The sequence below is a fragment of the Pseudomonas sp. genome (assembly GCF_030698175.1).
GTDB lineage: Bacteria > Pseudomonadota > Gammaproteobacteria > Pseudomonadales > Pseudomonadaceae > Aquipseudomonas.
The window spans coordinates 58,287-79,393 of the sequence record NZ_JAUYNT010000028.1 but is presented as its reverse complement, the minus strand read 5'-3'; the positions used below and the strand labels follow the sequence as shown (position 1 = coordinate 79,393).

Sequence of the window (21,107 nt, the reverse complement as noted above, 5' to 3'; positions counted from 1 at the left end):
ACGCCCAGTGTAACGGCGCTAACCCCGGCCCAGCCAGCGGCCACCCTGATTGGCGACCAAACCCTCGAGCTCAAGCTCAGTCAGGGCCACCAATACCGCCGGCAGCGCCCAGCCACTGGCGAGCGCCAAGGCCTCACTGCTCTGCGGTGCCGCATGCAACAGATCGAGCAACGGGTGGCGGGTTGCCGGCGGCGCTGGTGAGGGACTAATCGCCGGCAACTGCCAACCCCGCAGCGCCTGCAGAATATCCTCGACCGACTCCACCAGCGTCGCCCCATCGCGGATTAACTGGTGACAGCCACGGGCGCCCGGATGATGAATAGAGCCGGGAATCGCATAGACCTCGCGGCCTTGTTCGGCGGCCAAACGCGCGGTAATCAACGAGCCGCTGGACGGGCTGGCTTCCACCACCAAGACGCCCAAGGACAAACCGCTGATAATCCTGTTGCGGCGCGGAAAATTGCCGGCTTGCGGCGGACAATCCAGCGGCAACTCCGATACCAGCGCGCCGCCCTGCTCGATAATGCTCGCCGCCAACCGCTGGTGCCGCGCGGGGTAAATCCGCTGCAGCCCGGTGCCGAGCACCGCCACGGTTTTACCGGCGACATCCAGCGCGCCCTGATGCGCCGCGCCATCGATACCCAACGCCAAGCCACTGGTAATCACAAAGCCGGCTTGCGCCAAGCTGCGGGCAAAAGCTTGGGCAGTATCCAGCCCTGGCTTTGAAGCATGCCGGCTGCCGACTATCGCCAGCTGCGGCGACTCCAGGATATCCGCTGCACCCGCTACAAACAGCAGCGGCGGGGCATCCTCAAGTTCTGCCAATAACGCCGGGTAAGTCGGCGCATCCCACATCAACAGCTGATGCTGCGGTTGCTCCAACCAGGCCAGGGCAGCGGCGGCCTGCTCACGGACCTCGGGCGAGCGCCGCGCCTCGGCGCAACAGGCCGGCAAACCCAAGGAGCGCCAAGCCGCCGCCGGCGCACTCAAGGCGGCGCTGGCGCTGGCAAAGGCTTCGAGTAGTCGCTGAAAACGCCGCGGACCGAGTTGCGGCAAGCCATGCAAGCGCAAGCGGGCTTCCAGTTCGGCCGGGGAGATAGCGGGCGCAAAAGAGGGCATAGCGATCATCCTTGATCGGGCGCGGCGCGCAGCAGCGCCTATAAGCAGCAGAAATAAAAAACCCCGCAGCGCGGGGTTTAGTGTTTAAGGATTTTTAACCTTGTCTTGCAAGGCCAGATCACGAGTGGCGACTAGCACCAAGCCGTAGCTGATCTTGTCGAAAGTGCTGAAGATCATCAGCAGGCCACTACGCTCATCCGGCACCTTAACCGACTCACCGGTAACCCGATCACGCACAGTCTCGCCGGTTTTCATCACCGCCAACACGTTGCCTTCAACCAGGCCATCGCGCTTGCCCTTGTTGATGGTCACCACGTCCATGGTACCGATCTGATTGACCCCGCGCGGTACATCGATAATCAAGCCATCAATGGGCTTGGCCGGCTCGCTTGGGCTAAAAGTTGAGTTAACCGCACGCTCATCGGTTGGGAACAGCCGATCGCCGAGACGCACCTCTTCATTGGTGCGAGTCAATTTGAGGGTGGTGATATCGCCCTCGACCGAGCCAGCTTCGGCGTTGCCAATCACGTTGGCGTTAATCCCGAGAAACTCTTTGGTCTTTGGATCGGTATAGGTCTTGCCTTGACGGTAGATTCCGTAAGCAGGCTGTTGCTCGGCGAACTTACCGCGGGCATAGATGCTCTGACCGGCGCCCATCACTACGCTTTCGCCGGCACCGGCCAATACATAGGGCGCGGCGCTGAACTCTTTCTCGTCGTTGACGATGCGGTTGTTAAACAAAAAGCTGTTGATGGTTTCCAGCGGAATGGTCGGAATCGCCTGGGCCATCGGCGTGCTGCGCACCGTCGGCGACAGCTTGACAGTGCCGCCCGACTGACCTCGATTAAGGGTCAAACGCGGCTGGCCATTCACATAAGTCAGGCTCAAGGTGTCACCCGGGTAGATCAAATCAGGGTTTTTGATCTGCGGATTGCCCTGCCAAAGCTCCGGCCATTTCCATGGCTGGCTGAGGAAACGCCCGGAAATATCCCAGAGGGTATCGCCCTTGGCCACCGTATAAGTCTCAGGATGGCCATCCTTGAGCTGTACTTGCGCTTGAGCCAAACCGCCAGCGGTAAGCAGCAGCAAGGCGAGTAGTGATTTCCTCATACGGTGAATCCCTTTATTATATGTCTTGGCGCAGAACGCCTGAGGGCTGCCCCCAAACCCATGGGAGCCGCAGCCAGAAAGTGTTTTTCAATGCTGCTCAGCATATTAGCAGCGGTTTTTGACTTTATTCCACAAGTGCATCACAAACGCATATGGCAATCCTGAACATCTTAGAGTTTCCCGATTCGCGTCTACGTACCATCGCCAAGCCGGTGACCGTAGTAGATGACGCTTTGCGCCTGCTGATCGACGATATGTTCGAGACCATGTACGACGCCCCCGGTATTGGTTTGGCGGCGACTCAAGTCAACGTCCACCAACGCTTGGTGGTGATCGACGTCAGCGAAGAGAAGACCGAGCCGCTGGTATTGATCAACCCGCAATTTGAAGTCCTCACCGAAGAGCTTGAGGAGTATCAGGAAGGTTGCCTGTCGGTGCCGGGTTTCTATGAAACCGTTGAGCGTCCGCAACGGGTCAAGGTGAATGCCCTCGACCGTAATGGCGAACCCTTCGAAATGCTCTGTGAAGGCCTGCTCGCCGTGTGTATCCAGCACGAATGCGACCACCTGAATGGCAAATTGTTTGTCGATTACCTGTCCACCCTCAAGCGCGACCGGATCAAGAAGAAGCTGGAAAAACAGCATCGACAACAAGATTAAGCGCTGACTACAAAGGCTTGCGCAACAGACTGCGTGAGAGCGTAACGAGCGAAGATTAGACAAGGCGCAACGCAGCGAAGCGGAGTAACAGCCGCCGGCTGGCCCGAAGGGCGAGCGCCAGCGAGTCAAAACAGGCGAGAAAGCGCAATTTACGTGCTGTAAATGAGCATTTTGAGCCTGTTTTTAACGCCGTATAATCGAGCGCAGTAGCTTTCATGCAATCTGTCCGGCAAGCCTTTTTCTTTACCCGTGAATTAGGCGAAAAAATATGACCCAGCCCCTGCGCATCGTTTTCGCCGGCACCCCAGAATTTGCCGCCGAACACCTCAAGGCGCTGCTCGACAGCCCCCATCAGCTGATTGCCGTCTACAGCCAGCCGGATCGGCCGGCCGGGCGTGGGCAAAAGCTGATGCCCAGCCCGGTTAAACAGCTGGCGCAGTTGCATGACATCCCGGTCTATCAACCGCAGTCGTTGCGCGATCCGCTGGCGCAGGCGGAACTGGCCGCCTTGCAACCTGACCTGCTGATGGTGGTGGCCTATGGGCTGATTCTGCCGCAACGGGTGCTGGACATTCCGCGCCTGGGCTGCATCAACAGTCATGCCTCGTTGTTGCCACGCTGGCGCGGCGCGGCGCCGATTCAGCGGGCCATCGAAGCCGGCGACTGTGAGTCTGGCGTGACCGTGATGCAGATGGAGGCAGGCCTGGATACCGGGCCGATGCTGCTGAAAGTCAGCACCCCAATCAGCCCGGCCGACACCGGCGGCAGCCTGCACGACCGCCTCGCCGAACTGGGCCCACCCGCCGTGCTGCAGGCCATTGCCAACCTGAGCGCGGGCACGCTGCACGGGCAAGCCCAGGACGACAGCCTCGCCACCTACGCCCACAAGCTCAATAAAGACGAAGCCTGGCTCGACTGGTCGCGGCCCGCAGAGCAACTGGAACCGTTGATCCGCGCCTTCAATCCCTGGCCCATCTGCCACAGCAGCCTGAATGGCGCACCCTTGAAGGTGCTGGCCGCGACTCTGGGCGAGGGCAGTGGCGCCCCCGGCGAAATTCTCGCAGCCAATAAAGACGGCCTGACCGTGGCCTGCGGCGCCGGCGCCTTGCGCTTGACCCGGCTGCAATTGCCCGGCGGCAAAGCCTTGAATTTTGCCGACCTGTTTAACAGCCGCCGCGAACAATTCGCCGTCGGCAGCTTGCTCGGAGCCGACGCATGAACCCGCGCCTCGCCGCCGCCCGTGCGCTGGCCGCCGTGCTGTCGGGCAAAGCCTCGCTAAACAGCTCGCTGCCACAACAACTGGATAAGGTCGCCGCCCGTGATCGTGGCCTCACCCAAGAGCTGGCCTTCGGCACCGCCCGCTGGCAGCCGCGTTTGTCGGCGCTGGCCGCCAAGCTGCTGCAAAAACCCTTCAAGGCCGCCGATAAAGATGTCGAGGCGCTGCTGTTGGTGGGTCTGTATCAACTGCTCTACACGCGGATTCCACCCCACGCCGCGATTGGCGAGACGGTCGCCTGCATCGACAAGCTGAAAAAACCCTCGCTCAAAGGCCTGGTCAACGCCGTGCTGCGCAATGCCCAGCGGGACGGCGCGGCGCTGCTGGCCGAGCTGGAACATGATCCGGTGGTGCGCACCGCCCACCCGCGCTGGCTGCAAAAAGCCTTGAAGGCCAACTGGCCCGAACACTGGGAAGCCATCTGCGCCGCCAATAACGCCCATCCGCCGCTGATCCTGCGGGTCAATCGCCGCCATCGCAGCCGCGCCGCGTACTTGGCCGAACTGCAGCACTGCGGTATTGCCGCCAGCGCCTGTACCTTCAGCGCCGACGGTATTTTGCTCGCCGAGGCCTGCGATGTCACCGGCCTGCCGGGCTTCGCCGCTGGGCATGTCAGCGTGCAAGACGAGGCCGCGCAACTGGCCGCCGAGCTGCTGCAATTGGCCCCCGGCCAGCGGGTGCTGGATGCCTGCTGCGCGCCCGGCGGCAAGACCTGCCATCTGCTCGAAGTCGAGCCGCAACTGGCCCACGTGGTCGCAGTCGATCTGGAAGCCAAGCGCCTGCAGCGGGTGCGCGAGAACCTTGAGCGCCTGGGCCTCAGCGCCGAGTTGATCGCCGCCGACGCGCGCGCCATCGACAGCTGGTGGGATGGGCAATTATTCCAGCGCATTTTACTCGATGCGCCCTGCTCGGCCACCGGCGTGATCCGCCGTCACCCGGACATCAAACTGACCCGCCAAACCGAAGACATCGCCGCGCTGGCCAGCCTGCAAGGCGAATTGCTCGACGCCCTGTGGCCAACCCTGGAGGTCGGTGGCGTATTGCTATATGCCACCTGCTCGGTTCTGCCGGCCGAAAACAGCGACACTGTCGGCGCCTTTTTGGCCAGAACAGCAAACGCCAAGGAGCTGGCGATCACCGGCCAAGCTGATCAGCCCGTCGCCGGCCTGCCGCAAGCCCATGGCCGCCAGTTACTGCCACAAACCGACGGCCACGATGGCTTCTACTATGCCAAGCTGACTAAAGTCACCAGCCAGTAACTAGCCAATTCGCGCGCGGGGCCACGGCCCGGCGTCAGGAGTAGCCCCGTGAAAATTATCATCCTCGGCGCTGGTCAAGTCGGCGGCACTCTCGCCGAACACCTGGCCGGCGAAGCCAACGACATCACCGTGGTCGACACCGACGCCGAACGCTTGCGCGAGCTGAGCGACCGCCTGGATATCCGCACCGTGCTCGGCCGGGGTTCCTTCCCCACCGTGTTGCGCCAAGCCGGCGCCGATGATGCCGACATGCTGGTGGCGGTAACCAACAGCGACGAGGTCAACATGCTCGCCTGCCAGGTGGCTTACACCCTGTTTCACACCCCGCGCAAAATCGCCCGGGTGCGCGAATCGGCCTACCTGACCCGCAGTGGCCTGTTCGACAACGATGCCATCCCAGTCGATGTGTTGATCAGCCCCGAGCAAGTGGTCACCAACTACATCAAGCGCCTGATCGAATACCCCGGCGCCTTGCAAGTGATTGATTTCGCCGACGGCAAGGCCCAGCTGGTCGCAGTGCGCGCCTATTACGGCGGGCCGCTGGTGGGCCAGCAACTGAACCAGTTGCGCGAGCATATGCCCAACGTGGACACCCGGGTGGCCGCGATTTTCCGCCGCGACCGGCCGATTATTCCGCAAGGCGATACGGTGATTGAGGCCGACGATGAGGTGTTCTTTATCGCCGCCAAGGCCAATATCCGCGCCGTCATGAGCGAAATGCGCCGCCTGGAAGACAGCAACAAACGCATTGTGATTGCCGGTGGCGGCAATATTGGCGAACGCTTGGCCGAAGCCATCGAGAGCCGCTACCAGGTGAAAATCATCGAGCGCAACCCGGCCCGCTGCCGCCATCTATCCGACAAACTGGAAAGCACCATAGTGCTGCAGGGCAGCGCCTCCGACCGCGATTTGCTGCTGGAAGAGAGCATCGGCGATACCGATATTTTCCTCGCCCTGACCAACGACGACGAAGCCAATATCATGGCGTCCTTGTTGGCCAAGCGCCTGGGCGCGCGCAAGGTGCTGACCCTGATTAACAATCCGGCCTATGTGGATCTGGTCCAAGGCGGCGAGATCGACATCGCCATCAGCCCGCAACAAGCCACCATCGGCACCCTGCTGACCCACGTGCGGCGTGGCGATATCGTCAGTGTGCATTCATTACGGCGTGGCGCGGCCGAGGCGATCGAGGCAATCGCCCACGGTGATGCCAAGTCGAGCAAGGTGGTCGGCCGCGCAGTTGCCGACATCAAGCTGCCGCCAGGTACCACCATAGGCGCGATTATTCGCGACGAGGAAGTACTGATCGCCCACGGCAATACCCAAATTATGGCGGGCGACCATGTGATTTTGTTTGTGCTGGAGAAGAAACACATTCGCGACGTCGAGCGACTGTTTCATGTCGGCTTGAGCTTTTTTTGAGCCCAGTCGCAGCCTGCGCGACGACCCCCACTCTATTCAGGAGCAGCCATGCTTGAGCCGTTAGAAAGAATGCTGGCCAAGGGGGTGGACAATGCCCTGCTGCGGTTTGGCTTGGGTAAAGGCTATTTGGACGGCGGACAGTTCGCCGTGGCCGCCGAGCATCTGCAACGCTGTGTGGCCTTCGACCCACAGTATTCGGCGGCCTGGAAACTATTGGGCAAGGCCTACCTGGGTGCCGGCGACCCGGCTGCCGCGCGCCATGCCTGGGAGCAGGGCTTGCTGGCGGCCAGCGGCCATGGCGACAAACAGGCGGAGAAAGAAATCCGGGTATTTCTGCGCCGCCTGGATAAATTGGCTTAACCCCGTTGCGCCGGGTTAGCCGGCCTGATCAGTCGCGCTTAAACCGCAGCGCTACGCCGCCCGGCTCAAAGCGCACCACCTGCATCTGCAGAATTGGCGCCTCCATCGGCAGGCCTTGCACCTGCCCGCTCACCACCTCGCCGATAGTCAGCAAGCGTCGTTGCGCATCATCGATGACCACAAACACACCACTGTCGGAAATATCCCGGGTCATCACCTGTAACTCACCATGTACGGGGTGATCGATGCGGATGCGAACCTTTAAAGGCGCACGGCTAGTATCGCGCTGGTTAGTCATGAACGGCCTGTTGTTGAGGATTTATGGGCGTAGCTCTGACGTTAATAGCTAAAGTGCCGCGCATCAATAGCATTTTGCTTCGCCTCTTCAGCGGATGAACGTTTCTTAAAACGCCGCAATGCTCAATACCATTTCGCCTCGCCCGGTGGACGTTTCTTGAAACGTTTCATGCTCCACAGGTATTGGCTGGGGTAAGCGCGCACGTACTTTTCCAGCACCGCGCTCATGGCGGCGGCAGAAACCTCGGTGTCCTGGCTATAAATGGCGTCTGGGGCCGCCTCAAAAATCACCTTAAAACCACTGCCATCTTCCAGCCGAATGGCGCTAAGAAACACGCCAAGCGCCTTACCACCGGCCAACATACCGGGAACAAACTTGCTGGTTAGCGCCTGGATGCCGCAAAAGGGTACGAACAGGCCGCTAGACAGACTCGGCTCAGGATCGGCCGGAATCCCCACCACACCGCCTTTGCGCACCTCTTTAATGACGCTGAGAATGCCTTCCTTGGTCGAGGCGGCGACCCGATTGCCCAACTGCGCGCGCTGTTTTTTCAACAGTTCGTCGAGGGCTTTAAGCTTGGGCGGGCGATAGAAAATCACCGGCTTACATTGGGCACAAAAATAGTGATTAAGCACTTCCCAGTTGCCCAGATGGCTGGCGATGCCGACCACGCCTTTGTCTGAGGCCAGCGCCGCCTGCAGCACGTCGAGGCCTTCGACTTCACGCACCAGGCCCAGGGTTTTTTCCGCCGGCCAGATCCAGGCGCAGGCGCTTTCGGTCAGGGTGCGGCCGATATCGCGATGGGTCTGCCACTCCAGCTGTTTAAATTCAGCCGACGACAACTGCGGGAAACACTTGCTCAGATTGATCCGCACCACCTCGCGCGAACGGCTGGGAATTTTCCAACTCAACCAGCCCAGCGCCGCACCCACCGCTTGCACGGCGCGCCAAGGCAACAGGGCAAACAGGCGCAGGAATCCGACGGCTAATGCACCTTTGATCTTTTCCACTAAGAGGGCTCCACCGATTAATATCTGCGCGCATTGTACGGGATAGGTCCACTGCGGTGCTGGTACAGCTCATGCCTGCCGACTAGAGTCAAAGACAGCCGACTTCCATACCAAACAGAAGGCCCCATGCTGATCCGAGCCCTACTCCTACTACTGTTGCTGCCATTTTCTTGCCTGGCTACGGAGTTTCGCGTTTGTGGTGACTATCGCAATGTTCCCCCACTGATCTACACGCAAGGCTTGGGCGCGGCGCAGTACTTCATGCTCAAGGCCGCCGAAAACTTGCAGCTAAAGCTGACCCTGGATTACCACCCACAGCCGCGCTGCATACATGAGGTCGCGCAGGGGCATTATGATGCGCTGCTGGTCTCTACTCCGAGCCACGCGGTCAATGACGTCGCCGTCTTCCCTGCAGGCCCGCTGGGGCAACTCGACACCAGCCGCGCCTACCTTTTAATGCGAGTGGTGGCCTTCAAAATAAAGGGCAATCCGGCCGACTGGGATGGTCAGCAGTTCAGTCATCTCACCCTGCCGGTGCTATTTGAATCCGGTGTTCCTGTCGTGCAGATGCTGATGAACAAGCTCAGCGTGCCTTCACGGGCTAGCGCGAAAACCCCGGTGCATATGATTGGCATGATGCGTCTAGGCCGAGCGGACATCGCCATCGGGCTGGAGCCGGCCATTGCTTACGCCCTAAAGGACAACGACCCGCAAGAACAGTTTGTGATCCTCAGTCCGCCACTCTTGGAAACACCGGTATTTTTGGCCATGGGCAAGCGGGTTATGGCCCGTAATCCCATGTTGGCTGAGCAGATTTGGGATGAGATAAAGCGGTTACGTGAAGGTCCTGAGTGGCAGAAAATCAGCGCTCAGGTGCTGAACAACCAACTCACCCCGACGGCGGCCGGGCTAAAGCCTGCGATTCAACCCGCCGAGCAGGGCAAATAACGGTCGCAATCAGTGGTGTGGTCCATGACCATGCCGCTGGCCTGCATCAAGGCATAACAAATGGTTGGCCCGACGAAGGTGAAGCCGGCTTTCTTCAGCGCCTTACTCATCGCCTCGGCCTGGGGGGTAATCGCCGGCACCTGGCTGCGCTCGTTGAAGTGATTGATCAGCGGCACGCCATCGACAAAGGACCACAGCAGCGCCACCGGGTCATCCTGTTGCAGCCAGGCCTGGGCGTTTTGCCGGGCGGCCTTGAGCTTTAAGCGATTGCGAATGATGCCGGGGTCTTGCAGCAGATCCTCGATTTCCTCGTCACTCATCTGCGCCAAGCGCTGCGGGTCGAAGCCAAACAGCACCTGACGGTAGCGTTCGCGCTTTTTCAGCACAGTGATCCAGGATAAACCGGCCTGAAACCCCTCCAGCAGCAGCAACTCAAACAAGCCTTGAGCATCACGCAATGGCACGCCCCATTCGTGGTCGTGATAGGCGCTATACAGCGGATCGTCGGTACACCAGAAGCAGCGGGGCATAAGCTTTCCTTGCCAGAGATGGAGCAGGGCGGGCGCGGTGAAGGGGGGAATGTTTCGGGTATACTCGCCGGCTTTACGCCTCCGCCAAAACCGGTGAATTTCGTGACCCAGACTACGCCAGCCGTGCGCACCTTCCAAGATTTGATCCTGGCCCTGCAACAATACTGGGCCGAACAAGGCTGCGTGGTGCTGCAGCCCTACGATATGGAAGTCGGTGCCGGCACCTTCCATACCGCCACTTTTCTGCGCGCCATCGGCCCGGAAACCTGGAACGCCGCCTATGTGCAGCCGAGCCGCCGCCCGGCTGACGGCCGCTACGGGGAAAACCCCAATCGCCTGCAGCATTACTACCAGTTCCAGGTGATCTTGAAGCCCAACCCGGAGAACTTCCAGGAGCTGTACCTGGGCTCGCTCAAGCACATCGGCCTCGATCCTTTGGTGCACGACATTCGCTTCGTCGAAGACAACTGGGAGTCACCGACTCTGGGCGCCTGGGGCCTGGGCTGGGAAATCTGGCTGAACGGCATGGAAGTCACCCAGTTCACCTACTTCCAGCAAGTCGGCGGCATCGAGTGCTACCCGGTCACCGGCGAGATCACCTACGGCCTGGAGCGGCTGGCCATGTACCTGCAAGGCGTGGATTCGGTCTATGACCTGGTGTGGACCGATGGCCCATTCGGCAAGGTCACCTACGGCGATGTCTTCCACCAGAACGAAGTGGAGCAATCGACCTACAACTTCGAACACGCCAATGTAGAGAAGCTGTTTGAGCTGTTCGACTTCTACGAGTCCGAAGCCAACCGCCTGATCGAGCTGCAGTTGCCGCTGCCGACCTATGAAATGGTGCTCAAGGCCTCCCACACCTTCAACCTGCTGGATGCCCGCCGCGCCATCTCGGTGACCGCCCGCCAGCAGTACATTCTGCGCGTACGCGCGCTGGCCCGCGCCGTGGCGCAAAGCTATCTGCTGGCCCGGGCCAAGCTCGGCTTCCCGATGGCCGCGCCTGATTTACGCGATGAAGTCTTGGCCAAGCTGGCCGAGTCCGGAGTGTTGGACGATCAAGTGCTGAGCAACAGCAGCAACAAGCAGGAGGCAGCACAATGAGTGCGCACGATTTTCTGGTCGAACTGGGCACCGAAGAGCTGCCACCGAAATCCCTTAAGTTGCTCGGTGAAGCCTTCTTGGCCGGCATCGAAAAAGGCCTGAAAGCCGCCGGTCTCGAGTATCGCGCCAGCCATGTGTATGCCGCACCACGCCGCTTGGCAGTGTTGGTCGAGCAGCTGGCTGAGCAACAACCTGATCGCAGCATCAATCTCGACGGCCCGCCCGTGCAAGCGGCCTTCACCGCCGACGGCACGCCGACCCAAGCCGCCCTGGGTTTCGCCAAGAAGTGCGGGGTTGAGCTGGCACAAATCGATTGCAGCGGGCCGAAGCTGAAATACAGCCAAAGCATTCCCGGCCAAGCCGCCGTCAGCTTGCTGGCCGGCATCGTCGAGGCCTCGCTGCAGGCCTTGCCTATCCCTAAGCGCATGCGCTGGGGCGCACGTAAAACCGAATTCGTCCGCCCAACCCAGTGGCTGGTGATGCTGTTTGGCGATGCGGTGATCGACTGCGAAATCCTCGCGCAAAAATCCGGTCGGTTGTCCCGTGGCCATCGCTTCCATCATCCCGATCAGGTGCGCATCAGCTCGCCGGCCAATTATCTGGAAGACCTGCGCAGCGCCTATGTGCTGGCCGATTTGAATGAGCGCCGCGCGCTGATCAGCGCCCGTATCGCCACACTCGCCGCCGAGCAACAGGGCAGCGCCATTGTGCCGGCCGAGCTGCTGGATGAAGTCAGCTGCCTGGTCGAGTGGCCGGTGCCGTTGGTGTGCTCGTTCGAGGAGCGCTTCCTGGCCGTGCCGCAGGAAGCGCTGATCATCACCATGCAGGACAACCAGAAGTACTTCTGCCTGCTGGATGCCAAGGGCAAGTTGCTGCCGCGCTTTATCACCGTGGCCAACATCGAAAGCAAAGATCCGCAGCAGATCATCTCTGGCAACGAAAAAGTCGTGCGGCCGCGCCTGACCGATGCCGAGTTCTTCTTCAAGCAAGACCAGAAGCAACCGCTGGAGCACTTCAACCAGCGCCTGGCCAATGTGGTGTTCCAGGCCCAGCTCGGCTCGGTATTTGACAAGGCCGTGCGGGTTGCCGCCCTGGCCGCGTTTATCGCCGAGCGCATCGGTGGCGACAGCCAACGTGCGGCCCGCGCCGGCCTGCTGAGCAAGTGCGACCTGGCCAGTGAAATGGTCGGCGAATTCCCCGAGATGCAGGGCATCGCCGGTTACTACTACGCCCAACATGGCGGCGAAGCCGACGATGTCGCGCTGGCGCTGAATGAGCAATACATGCCGCGCGGTGCCGGCGCCGAGTTGCCGAGCACCCTGACCGGCGCCGCCGTGGCGGTGGCCGACAAGCTCGACACCCTGGTCGGCATCTTCGGCATCGGCATGCTGCCGACCGGCAGCAAAGACCCTTACGCCCTGCGCCGCGCCGCCTTAGGCGTGCTGCGCATCCTGATCGAGAAACAACTTGATCTGGACTTGGCCGAGGCCATCGCCTTCGCCATCGAGCAGTTCGCCGAGCAGGTCAAAGCCGAGGGTCTGGCCGCCTTGGTGCAGGACTTTATCTTCGACCGTCTGCGCGCCCGTTACGAAGACGAGGGTGTGGAAGTCAGCGTCTATCAAGCCGTGCGCGCCCTGTCGCCCAGCGCACCGTTGGACTTCGATCAGCGCGTGCAAGCCGTGCAGGCCTTCCGTGCCCGTAGCGAAGCCGCCGCCCTGGCCGCCGCCAACAAGCGCGTGTCGAACCTGCTGAGTAAGTTCGAGGGCGAGATTCCACTGGTGGTGGCCAACGCCCTGCTGCTGGAGCCAGCTGAGCAGGCCCTGGCGCAAGCGGTATTTATCGCCGCCCAAGCCGTGGCGCCGCTTGCCGAGGGTCGGCAGTATCGCGAGGCCCTGGAGCAACTGGCCAGCCTGCGCGAGCCGGTGGACAGCTTCTTCGAGGCGGTGCTGGTGAATGCTGAGGATGCCGAGGTGCGCGCCAACCGTTATGCACTGCTGGCGCAACTGCGCGGGCTGTTCCTGGGCGTGGCCGATATCTCGCTGCTGGGTTAAGCGCCGCCAACGCAAGCGGACCAACTAGGTAGGATGGGTTGAGCGCAGCGATACCCATGCCGCCAAGCATGGCTCGCTTTCAATCGATGGGTTACGTCGCGCTGCGACTAACCCATCCTACGGAATCGTTATGAAACTGCTAATTCTCGACCGCGACGGCGTGATCAACCAAGACTCCGACGACTACATCAAGTCGGTGGACGAATGGATTCCGCTGCCCGGCGCCATCACCGCTATCGCGGACCTCAGCAAAGCCGGCTGGACAGTAACGGTAGCCACCAACCAGTCGGGCCTGGCCCGTGGTTATTACGACTTGGCGGCCTTGGACGCCATGCACCAACAGTTGCGTAAGCTGGTGGCCGAGCGGGGCGGGGAAGTCGGTTTGATCGTCTATTGCCCCCACGGCCCGGATGATGGCTGCGCTTGTCGCAAACCAAAACCCGGTATGCTCCAGAGCATTGCCGCGCATTACGGCGTGAGCCTTGCCGGTATATGGTTTGTCGGCGATAGCTTGGGTGACCTGCAAGCGGCGGTGGCCGTCGACTGTCAGCCCGTATTGGTAAAAACCGGTAAGGGCATGCGCACCCTGGGCAACGACTTGCCGGCAGGGAGTTTAATTTTCGAGGATCTAGCCGCAGTCGCGGCGCATCTCCTTCAGCAGGATTAGTGCTCATATGTCGATAGTGCAGGCGGCTAAAACCTTTCTCTTCTACCTGCTGTTATCGCTCAGCGCCTTGCTCTGGTGCACCCTGAGCATGTTTATCGCGCCGTTTTTGCCGTTCCGTCAGCGCTATCGGTTTATCAATGTTAACTGGTGCCGGTTTGCCGTCTGGCTGACTCGCCTGATGCTGGGCATCGACTATCAGGTGATCGGCGCCGAAAACGTACCGAGCCAACCCTGCGTAATTCTCGCCAAACACCAGAGCACCTGGGAAACCTTCTTCCTGTCCTGCTACTTCGAGCCGCTGAGCCAGGTGCTCAAGCGCGAGCTGCTGTATATCCCATTTTTCGGCTGGGCGATGGCCATGCTGAAACCCATAGCCATCGACCGCAGCAACCCCAAGGCCGCTCTCAAGCAATTGGCCAAACAAGGCCAAGCATGCCTGGAGCAGGGCGCCTGGGTGTTGATCTTCCCGGAAGGCACGCGAATGCCCATGGGCCAGATCGGCAAGTTCACCCGGGGTGGCGCCGCGCTGGCAGTCAATGCCAACTTGCCGGTGCTGCCAATTGCCCACAATGCCGGCGCTTACTGGCCCAAACAGGGCTGGGCAAAACGCGCCGGCACCATCACCGTGGTCATAGGCGCACCTATGTACGCCGAAGGTACCGGCCCACGGGCGATTGCCGAACTGAATGAGCGCGCCTTTGCCTGGGTGAAACAAACCCAGATCGAGCTCGGCGCCTTGCCGGCCGATAGCGCGCCCTGCGAAGCTGCCGCCGCCGTTTGAGCAGCCGGTGGATAAAACTGTGGGCAAAATACCGGCACACTGCCATCAGAAAACTTAACTGCTTGTTTTAACAGCAGTTGAACATCGACAAGGGCGAGCAGCAGAGCGTGCATAAGTACTTTTTGTGACCGCCGTCAGGCCGTGCCCAGCACGAAGCTGGCAACTGCGCTGAAGCTGCCACCAAAGTTCAAACAGCCCACCCGGCGCGCGCCCTCCACCTGATAGCCACCGGCTTGGCCCTCCACTTGCCGCCAGGCATCCAGCAGCATGCGCACGCCACTGGCGCCGACCGGATGGCCGCCGCCGATCAGCCCGCCGCTGGGATTGACCGGCAAACGCCCGCCCAGCTCGATGCTGCCATCCTCGATCAACTGCCAGCCTTGGCCCGCCGGCGCTAAGCCAAAGTGCTCCAGCGCCAGGTACTCGCTGATGCTGAAGCAGTCGTGGGTTTCGATCGCATCCAACTGCCAGGCACTACTTAGCCCGGCCCGACCGAGGGCATCGCCGATGGTGCGGGCCAAATGGGGAAACATCAGCCCGTGGTTATCTGCCGCTGGCAGCTTCTCCGCCAACGGTAAGGGGGAACTGCGTTGGCCCCAGCCGAGAATCGCCGGGAACGGCCGCACCCGACCCAACTGCCGCGCATGTTGCTGAGCGAACTCGGCCGAACAAAGAAACAGCAGGGCGCCGCCATCGCTGATTTGCGCGCATTCGCGCCGGCGGATTTGCCCCTCCACGCTCGGGTTGCACTGCTCATCGGCGCTGAAGTGCTCGGCCTGCCATTGCCAGTCACGGGTTTGCGCCCAGGGATTGCGCTTGGCGTTGCTCAGATTGATCTCGGCAATCCGCCGTAAATAAGCATCGTCCAGCCCATGCTGCTCGCTGTAACGCTGGCGAATCTGCTCAAACATCCACGGCCAGAGAAACTTCGCCGATTGCCCTTCATGGCCCTGCCAGGCCGCCGTCGCCAGGTGCTGGGCGGCTTGCTCGCCTGTGACGTTGCGCATCTGCTCGATGCCCAGCACACACACGCACTCGGCGCGCCCCGATTCGATGCTGGCCATGGCCGCCAAAATCGCCATGCTGCCCGAGGCGCAGGCCGCCTCGTGGCGCATCACCGGCAACTCGGCCCAGGCCGGATCGCAACGAACCAATAGCCCGCCAAGCAGACCCTGGCCGCAGAACAACTCGGCGGCAAAGTTACCGATATGTGCGGCCTCAACCTGCGCCGCCGCCAAGCCGCAGTCGTGCAGCGCGGTTTGCACTAAGCGCTGCATCTCGCCAGCGAGGTCGCTGCCTTCACGCTGCCAGTGGCGGGCAAAATCACTCTGCGCGCCGCCCAGTACATAAACGTGCCGACTCATGCCGGCAGCTGCGCGGGCAGATCCTTGGCCTCCACCCAGCAGGCATGGAAACCCAAGGGCACCCGCTGCGGGATCGCCAGCCGCGTGCAGGGTCCGGCTTCGATGTTGCGCGCGTCATAAATCCATAATTCAGAGCTGTTGTTCGGCTCATCCTGGACGAAGCTGAGCAAGTAGCCGCGGTCTTCGTCACAGGCCTCGCTGCTGGCGGCGCTGCTCGGCGCAAAGGGGCTTTCGCTGCCACAGATGCCCTGGCCAAACAGCACCTGCTGATGCTCGCCGGTGAGCAGGTCGTACTTGCGAATGCCGTCAAAGCGCAGGGTCTGGCTGGCCCCGATAGTCACCGCATAGCCGTAGCGGGTCGGATAGCCCAGCTCGCGGGGGTTGGTGCTGGGGAACTCGGCGTTCGCCACGTCTAGGCAGCGCTCGGCGGTTTCGCCGGTGCTGAGATTGAAGCGCCACTCCCAGAGTTCGGCGTGCATCTGCAGGTTTTGCAGCATGCGCTCAAATTCGCTGGTGCTGGTTTCGGCATGATTCGCCACCGGATTGGCCACCCGGTGGGCGACCATCACCAGTTCATCGGCCTCTTCCCAGGCATTCACCACGTGATAGATGTAGCAGGGCGAGGCGCTAAACCAGCGCACCTGCGCAGCTGTGCCATGCCGTGGCACCACGGCAAATCGCGAGCCCAGCTCTGGCTGATAGGTGCTGCGCCAGCGCCCGCGTTTTAACGCTTCGGTATCCACGCAGACTGGCAGGTCCATGAGGATCGAGTAGTGCTCGGTAATCGCCATGTCGTGGGGCAAACGCGGGCCGGGCAGCTCGATTGGGATCAGGCTGACTTGCTCACCGGCGGCATTCACCACCCCATAGTGCATATAGGGCGGGCGCACCGAATACTCAAAAAACATCATCTCGCCAGTTTTCCCATCCACCTTCACATGGGCCGACACCGGCGTGCTGCGCTTGCCGGCAAAGTCATCGACCGCCAGCGTCTGCAGACTCAGCGGGTCAACCCGGTAGGGTTCGCCGCACTGATACCAGAGCGCGAGCAGGGCGCCATTGTGGAACTTCACATCGGTATTGGCCGTGTCCTTGTACGGCCGCCCGAGGGTCAGTTGCTGCACCGGCTCGCGGATGCCCTGCCAGTGCGCTTGGCCGCTGGTTTTTTCCAACTGCAGCCCGGCGGTGTCAATCCAGCGATTGCGGTAAGTGGCGCGGCCGTTATTGAACTCGACCGCGTGCAACATGCCATCGCCATCAAACCAGTGATGGCGGCCGGTCGGTTGCGCCTGCGGATTAGGTCCATTGCGCACATAGATACCGGCTAAATCGAGCGGAATTTGCCCGGCGATAACCTGCAACTCAGCAGTGATTTCAGCGTTGGCCGGCGCGTAGCTGCCGAGCAAATAGGGATTGGCTTCGTGGCTTTGAGTGTTCATCCGCAGCTCCTTATGCTTGCACAGTGAAACTAACAGATTGGTTTCACTGTGCAAGTAAGGCGAACTGACTATTGATCAAGCTGCTGAGCGCCGATTGATAGCGCTGATACTAATCCTCAGCTCATGGCGGCCGACAAACTCGCCAACGTTACCCCTTGGCCACAAGAGGCGCAGTGCAATTGCGGTTGCAAGGGCTGGCCACAAGTACGGTGACTCATCTGCGTCGAGGCTTGGTAGTGCGGTCGCAGCCAGTGGTCGCCCCAGCCAGTGAGCGTAATAATCAGCGGGAACAACTGCAAACCCTCGGCACTGAAGCGGTACAGCGGCCGACTGGGTTGCCCGTCGGTTGCGCGCAACAGCACGCCACCCTCGGTCAGCCGCAGCAAACGGTCGGCGAGAATATTCGGGGCAATCTGCAGATGGCGGGCGATGTCGCCGTAGCGCTGCACGCCAAAATAAATCAGCGCAACGATCAGCGCCGTCCAACGGTCACTCAGAATCGCCGCCGCCGTCAGCTGTTGCTCAGCCGCAAACTCGGCGCGCGCACGCTTTAGCGGTTTAGCCAAGCTCGCCATCTGCGGTGCTAAACCAGCAGAATCCAGGCGAATATCGCGTACCGCTATCGGCACCAGGCAATAGCCACAGAGCAAACTTGGCTGGAATGCCTGACCACAGCTATGCAGCAATGCCGGGGCCACTGGTGCGCCGCGCCGCGCATCCCAGTCTCGAGCCAAACTGACCACGGCTAACAAGGCTTGCCCGGCTGGCGTCAGTTGATAACCCTCGCCACATGCGGCAAGGCAAGCCATGGCCTGCAGGTGTTTGAGCCGAGCGGCGAGGGTACTGCGGGGGATCTGTAGTTCAGCCAGCAACTGACCAAAACTCTTAGCACTCAGCAACAGCGCTTGAATGATCGCCAGCGACCAACGCTGACCTATAACATCCAACACCGCCGGCACTATGCTGGCCGCCACATGCGCCGTCACGTCCAGCGGCTGGGTGGCGGGCTCAAGCACTGATGACGATGGACACATTTAATCTCACGCGGCGTTTAGTTGAATTAAACAATGACCGCTGCAGCCGACCAATCATGCTGCAGCGCTTAGCCTTCTGGCCACCAAGCTTACCGCGCCATGACCCGCTTTGCCTGGGCATTGCGGCGCTGAGGTAACGCCGCCGGCTACAACCTCACGCCAGCAGCGCGCCGAGCTTTAACAGCGCCTGCCGAATCTCGTCTCGGGAGCTTTGCGCCAGCGGCACCATGGGTAAACGACACTCGTCGCTGCAGATGCCCAGCAAAGAGGCGGCAAATTTTACTCCGGTCGGATTGGGCTCACGAAACAGCGCGGCGTGCAGCGGCACCAGTTGTTCATGCACGCCCAGGGCGGCGGCATAGTCTTGCGCGGCGGCTAAGTTTTGCAAGCGCACACACTCGGCCGGCAGCACATTGGCGGTCACCGAAATGCAGCCACCGCCACCGTTAGCGCGGTAAGCCAGCGCCGTAATATCGTCACCAGAAAAATAACTAAAAGGCTTAGTGATCCGACTGCGTTCGTGACTTATACGGCCCAGATCGCCGCAGGCATCCTTGACCCCAACCACCCGTGGCAACTCGGCAAGCCGCGCCATGGTATCGGGCTGAATATCGACAATGGTGCGCGGTGGAATGTTGTAAATGATGATGGGGATATCGGTGGCGTCATGCAGCGCTTTGAAGTGTTGATACAACCCTTCCTGCGAGGGCCGATTGTAGTAACCCGCCACCGCCAGTACCGCATCGGCGCCCATGCGCTGCGCGTATTGCGCATAGGCAATCGCCTCGCGCGGATTGTTTGAACCCGCACCGGCAATCACCGGCACCTGGCCTGCGGTTTCCTGCACAACGATCTCGACCACGCGCTTGTGTTCCTGCTCCGTTACGGTCGGCGACTCGCCGGTGGTGCCCATCGGCACTAGCCCGTGAATGCCATTGTCGAGCTGAAAACGCAGCAACTTGCGCAGCGCCACTTCGTCCAATTGCTGATCTAAAAACGGCGTAATTAACGCGGTATAACAGCCGGTAAACATTGTGATGCTCCTTTTCTGAATAAAAAACTTAGGCACAAAAAAACCCGGTGGCAAAGTCCGCGACCGGGTTTGTGGGTGTTCAATCAATTGATTTCTACACGCGCAAGACCAAGTCGCCAGCAGGTTTGACCTGCTTGCTGCGTTTGGATTGCGAGTGGTTGTGCGCGATAGACACGGTGGTGATTCCAATTGCTGAGGACTGAAAGGTAACACGCCGAGCTAAATCTACAAATGCTGAGAGCTGATTGTCAGCTTATTGATCAGCGGTGTCGCAGACAGTCCATTTCGGCTGAGTTACCGTGTTCATCACAGGCATCAGCAAGGACAGCCGGAATGGGCAAGCGCAAAAATCTCACTGACTGGGTTCAGCACGCACCCCTTTCAAACCAGCTGGAGCGTATCGAAGCCTTCTTCTCTGGATACGCTTATGACCTTCATCGCCACGATACCTATGCCATAGGCAGAACGCTCTCGGGGGTTCAAAGCTTTCAATATCGAGCAGGGCAGCGCCATAGCTTGCCAGGCGGGACCATTGTCCTGCATCCCGATGAAATTCATGACGGCCAAGCAGGCAGCGAAGATGGCTTTCACTACCGCATGATTTACATCGAGCCGGCGCTGATTCAACAGGTGCTCGGAGGCAAACCATTACCCTTTATCAAAGATGGAATATCCACCGATCCACGCCTGCACGCTGCGACCAGTGTGTTGCTCCAGAGCATGGACTGCGCCATCGAACCGCTGGAAGAAGAGGACGCACTGTTCGATCTGGCCTACGCCCTGGGTGCGGTTGCCGGGGCTCCAAAGCACAGGCAAAGCTTCGACTATCTGGCCGCCGAAAGAGCACGGGAGTTTATCCATGGCGCTCTGGATCGCACTATCACCCTGAGTGAACTGGCCGAGCAAAGCGGCCGCGACCGCTGGAGTCTATCGCGGGACTTCCGAGTTCTGTTCGGCACCAGTCCTTACCGCTACCTGACCATGCGCCGTCTCGACCTGGTCAGGTCGCTGCTGCTGCACGGCCAATCCCTCGCCAGTGCCGCGCTGATCGCCGGGTTTACCGATCAAAGCCATATGACCCGCCACTTCAGCAAAACCTACGGCTTGTCGCCGGCGCGCTGGCTGAAAATTCGTGGCGCCGGCCCGGCGACTGCGACTTAAGGCTTGCACAATCGTACAAGAGCCGCAGCCTTGTACTCGCTATCTTCAACGCTCCTGCACCCTATAAGGAGCGATTTGATGGATGCCCTAGCAACACCTCAGCGTCACTATCAGAGTCTCAATTTTGCCGAGAAGCTCAGTCTGTTCGATGAACACTGGTCACCCAAGGTCATCGCTGAGATGAATGACTACCAGTTCAAGGTGGTAAAGCTCCAAGGCGACTTTATCTGGCACGATCACCTGGACACCGATGAGACCTTCATCGTATTGGAAGGGCAGTTGCGCATCGACTTTCGCGACGGCCAGGTCCTCGTGTCTCAAGGTGAAATGTACATCGTCCCCAAAGGCGTCGAGCACAAACCCTTCGCTGAACATGAGGTCAAACTCTTGCTGATCGAACCCCGGGGTGTCTTGAATACCGGGCATGAGGGAGGAGGGCGAACTGCGACTAATGATGTGTGGCTTTGAAATCCAGCCATCAT

Annotated in this window: 22 protein-coding genes; 12 read left to right on the top strand and 10 right to left on the bottom strand. The window is 60.5% G+C overall.

The annotated features are described in order from the left end of the window. Positions 1 to 18: 18 nt before the first annotated feature. Positions 19 to 1,119, bottom strand: coding sequence for a DNA-processing protein DprA (gene dprA, locus Q8R10_RS14720; protein ID WP_305654594.1), 1,101 nt, complete (start codon positions 1,117 to 1,119; stop codon positions 19 to 21). An 84-nt stretch (positions 1,120 to 1,203) separates the two neighbouring features. Then, a complete protein-coding gene (locus Q8R10_RS14715; protein WP_305654593.1) occupies positions 1,204 to 2,229 on the bottom strand; it encodes a LysM peptidoglycan-binding domain-containing protein in 1,026 nt (341 codons plus the stop codon). 152 nt (positions 2,230 to 2,381) lie between these two features. Between Q8R10_RS14715 and def the strand changes: the two genes are divergently transcribed. Beyond that, complete coding sequence (gene def / locus Q8R10_RS14710) at positions 2,382 to 2,888, top strand: peptide deformylase (protein WP_305654592.1); 507 nt, start codon at positions 2,382 to 2,384, stop codon at positions 2,886 to 2,888. Between the two features lie 55 nt (positions 2,889 to 2,943). On the opposite strand, the gene Q8R10_RS14705 is transcribed toward def, so the two are convergent. Next, the gene (locus Q8R10_RS14705; protein ID WP_305654591.1) at positions 2,944 to 3,105 is read right to left on the bottom strand and encodes a hypothetical protein; all 162 of its coding nucleotides are present in this window, start codon (positions 3,103 to 3,105) and stop codon (positions 2,944 to 2,946) included. A gap of 51 nt (positions 3,106 to 3,156) precedes the next feature. Here Q8R10_RS14705 and fmt point away from each other — a divergent pair, with 51 nt between their 5' ends. The 4 genes from fmt to Q8R10_RS14685 are packed head-to-tail and all read left to right on the top strand — an operon-like array spanning position 3,157 to position 7,205. After that, positions 3,157 to 4,107, top strand: coding sequence for a methionyl-tRNA formyltransferase (gene fmt, locus Q8R10_RS14700; RefSeq protein ID WP_305654590.1), 951 nt, complete (start codon positions 3,157 to 3,159; stop codon positions 4,105 to 4,107). Next, on the top strand, positions 4,104 to 5,423 hold the full coding sequence (rsmB, locus tag Q8R10_RS14695) for a 16S rRNA (cytosine(967)-C(5))-methyltransferase RsmB (RefSeq protein WP_305654589.1): 1,320 nt from the start codon (positions 4,104 to 4,106) through the stop codon (positions 5,421 to 5,423). The genes fmt and rsmB overlap by 4 nt, the downstream gene beginning before the upstream one ends. 48 nt (positions 5,424 to 5,471) lie before the next feature. Then, positions 5,472 to 6,845 (top strand): Trk system potassium transporter TrkA, encoded by a 1,374-nt coding sequence (trkA, locus tag Q8R10_RS14690; RefSeq protein ID WP_305654588.1) that lies wholly within the window; start codon positions 5,472 to 5,474, stop codon positions 6,843 to 6,845. Between the two features lie 48 nt (positions 6,846 to 6,893). Next, entirely contained in the window at positions 6,894 to 7,205 is a 312-nt protein-coding gene (locus Q8R10_RS14685; RefSeq protein ID WP_305654587.1) for a tetratricopeptide repeat protein, read from the top strand. A gap of 28 nt (positions 7,206 to 7,233) precedes the next feature. Here Q8R10_RS14685 and Q8R10_RS14680 read toward each other — a convergent pair whose 3' ends face one another. Next, a complete protein-coding gene (locus tag Q8R10_RS14680; protein ID WP_305654586.1) occupies positions 7,234 to 7,503 on the bottom strand; it encodes a PilZ domain-containing protein in 270 nt (89 codons plus the stop codon). A gap of 122 nt (positions 7,504 to 7,625) precedes the next feature. Further along, positions 7,626 to 8,513, bottom strand: coding sequence for a lysophospholipid acyltransferase (locus Q8R10_RS14675; protein WP_305654585.1), 888 nt, complete (start codon positions 8,511 to 8,513; stop codon positions 7,626 to 7,628). Positions 8,514 to 8,639: 126 nt separating this feature from the next. Here Q8R10_RS14675 and Q8R10_RS14670 point away from each other — a divergent pair, with 126 nt between their 5' ends. Further along, the gene (locus Q8R10_RS14670) at positions 8,640 to 9,461 is read left to right on the top strand and encodes a hypothetical protein (protein WP_305654584.1); all 822 of its coding nucleotides are present in this window, start codon (positions 8,640 to 8,642) and stop codon (positions 9,459 to 9,461) included. Here the strand turns inward: Q8R10_RS14670 and Q8R10_RS14665 are convergent. Next, positions 9,437 to 9,991, bottom strand: coding sequence for a DNA-3-methyladenine glycosylase I (locus Q8R10_RS14665; RefSeq protein ID WP_305654583.1), 555 nt, complete (start codon positions 9,989 to 9,991; stop codon positions 9,437 to 9,439). The genes Q8R10_RS14670 and Q8R10_RS14665 overlap by 25 nt on opposite strands. Positions 9,992 to 10,093: 102 nt before the next feature. On the opposite strand from Q8R10_RS14665, the gene glyQ reads away from it, so the two are divergent. The 4 genes from glyQ (at position 10,094) to Q8R10_RS14645 (ending at position 14,594) form a co-directional block, all read left to right on the top strand. Further along, the gene (gene glyQ, locus Q8R10_RS14660; protein ID WP_305654582.1) at positions 10,094 to 11,095 is read left to right on the top strand and encodes a glycine--tRNA ligase subunit alpha; all 1,002 of its coding nucleotides are present in this window, start codon (positions 10,094 to 10,096) and stop codon (positions 11,093 to 11,095) included. Continuing rightward, complete coding sequence (gene glyS / locus Q8R10_RS14655) at positions 11,092 to 13,146, top strand: glycine--tRNA ligase subunit beta (RefSeq protein WP_305654581.1); 2,055 nt, start codon at positions 11,092 to 11,094, stop codon at positions 13,144 to 13,146. The genes glyQ and glyS overlap by 4 nt, the downstream gene beginning before the upstream one ends. Positions 13,147 to 13,270: 124 nt before the next feature. Beyond that, positions 13,271 to 13,813 carry a D-glycero-beta-D-manno-heptose 1,7-bisphosphate 7-phosphatase gene (gmhB, locus tag Q8R10_RS14650; RefSeq protein WP_305654736.1) on the top strand — a complete coding sequence of 181 codons (543 nt, stop codon included), beginning with the start codon at positions 13,271 to 13,273 and terminating at the stop codon, positions 13,811 to 13,813. Between the two features lie 7 nt (positions 13,814 to 13,820). Continuing rightward, positions 13,821 to 14,594 carry a 1-acyl-sn-glycerol-3-phosphate acyltransferase gene (locus Q8R10_RS14645; protein ID WP_305654580.1) on the top strand — a complete coding sequence of 258 codons (774 nt, stop codon included), beginning with the start codon at positions 13,821 to 13,823 and terminating at the stop codon, positions 14,592 to 14,594. Between the two features lie 134 nt (positions 14,595 to 14,728). Here Q8R10_RS14645 and Q8R10_RS14640 read toward each other — a convergent pair whose 3' ends face one another. The 4 genes from Q8R10_RS14640 to dapA form a co-directional block, all read right to left on the bottom strand. Next, positions 14,729 to 15,958, bottom strand: a complete 1,230-nt coding sequence (locus Q8R10_RS14640; RefSeq protein WP_305654579.1) for an acetyl-CoA acetyltransferase — start codon at positions 15,956 to 15,958, stop codon at positions 14,729 to 14,731. After that, positions 15,955 to 17,397: a carotenoid oxygenase family protein gene (locus Q8R10_RS14635; protein ID WP_305654578.1), complete on the bottom strand. Its 1,443-nt coding sequence runs from the start codon at positions 17,395 to 17,397 to the stop codon at positions 15,955 to 15,957. The genes Q8R10_RS14640 and Q8R10_RS14635 overlap by 4 nt, the downstream gene beginning before the upstream one ends. Before the next feature lie 116 nt (positions 17,398 to 17,513). Further along, a complete protein-coding gene (locus Q8R10_RS14630) occupies positions 17,514 to 18,431 on the bottom strand; it encodes a helix-turn-helix domain-containing protein (RefSeq protein ID WP_305654577.1) in 918 nt (305 codons plus the stop codon). A gap of 154 nt (positions 18,432 to 18,585) precedes the next feature. Next, on the bottom strand, positions 18,586 to 19,464 hold the full coding sequence (gene dapA, locus Q8R10_RS14625; protein WP_305654576.1) for a 4-hydroxy-tetrahydrodipicolinate synthase: 879 nt from the start codon (positions 19,462 to 19,464) through the stop codon (positions 18,586 to 18,588). Positions 19,465 to 19,797: 333 nt separating this feature from the next. Between dapA and Q8R10_RS14620 the strand changes: the two genes are divergently transcribed. Beyond that, positions 19,798 to 20,625: an AraC family transcriptional regulator gene (locus Q8R10_RS14620; protein ID WP_305654575.1), complete on the top strand. Its 828-nt coding sequence runs from the start codon at positions 19,798 to 19,800 to the stop codon at positions 20,623 to 20,625. 78 nt (positions 20,626 to 20,703) lie between these two features. After that, entirely contained in the window at positions 20,704 to 21,093 is a 390-nt protein-coding gene (locus Q8R10_RS14615) for a cupin domain-containing protein (RefSeq protein WP_305654574.1), read from the top strand. Positions 21,094 to 21,107 lie beyond the last annotated feature (14 nt).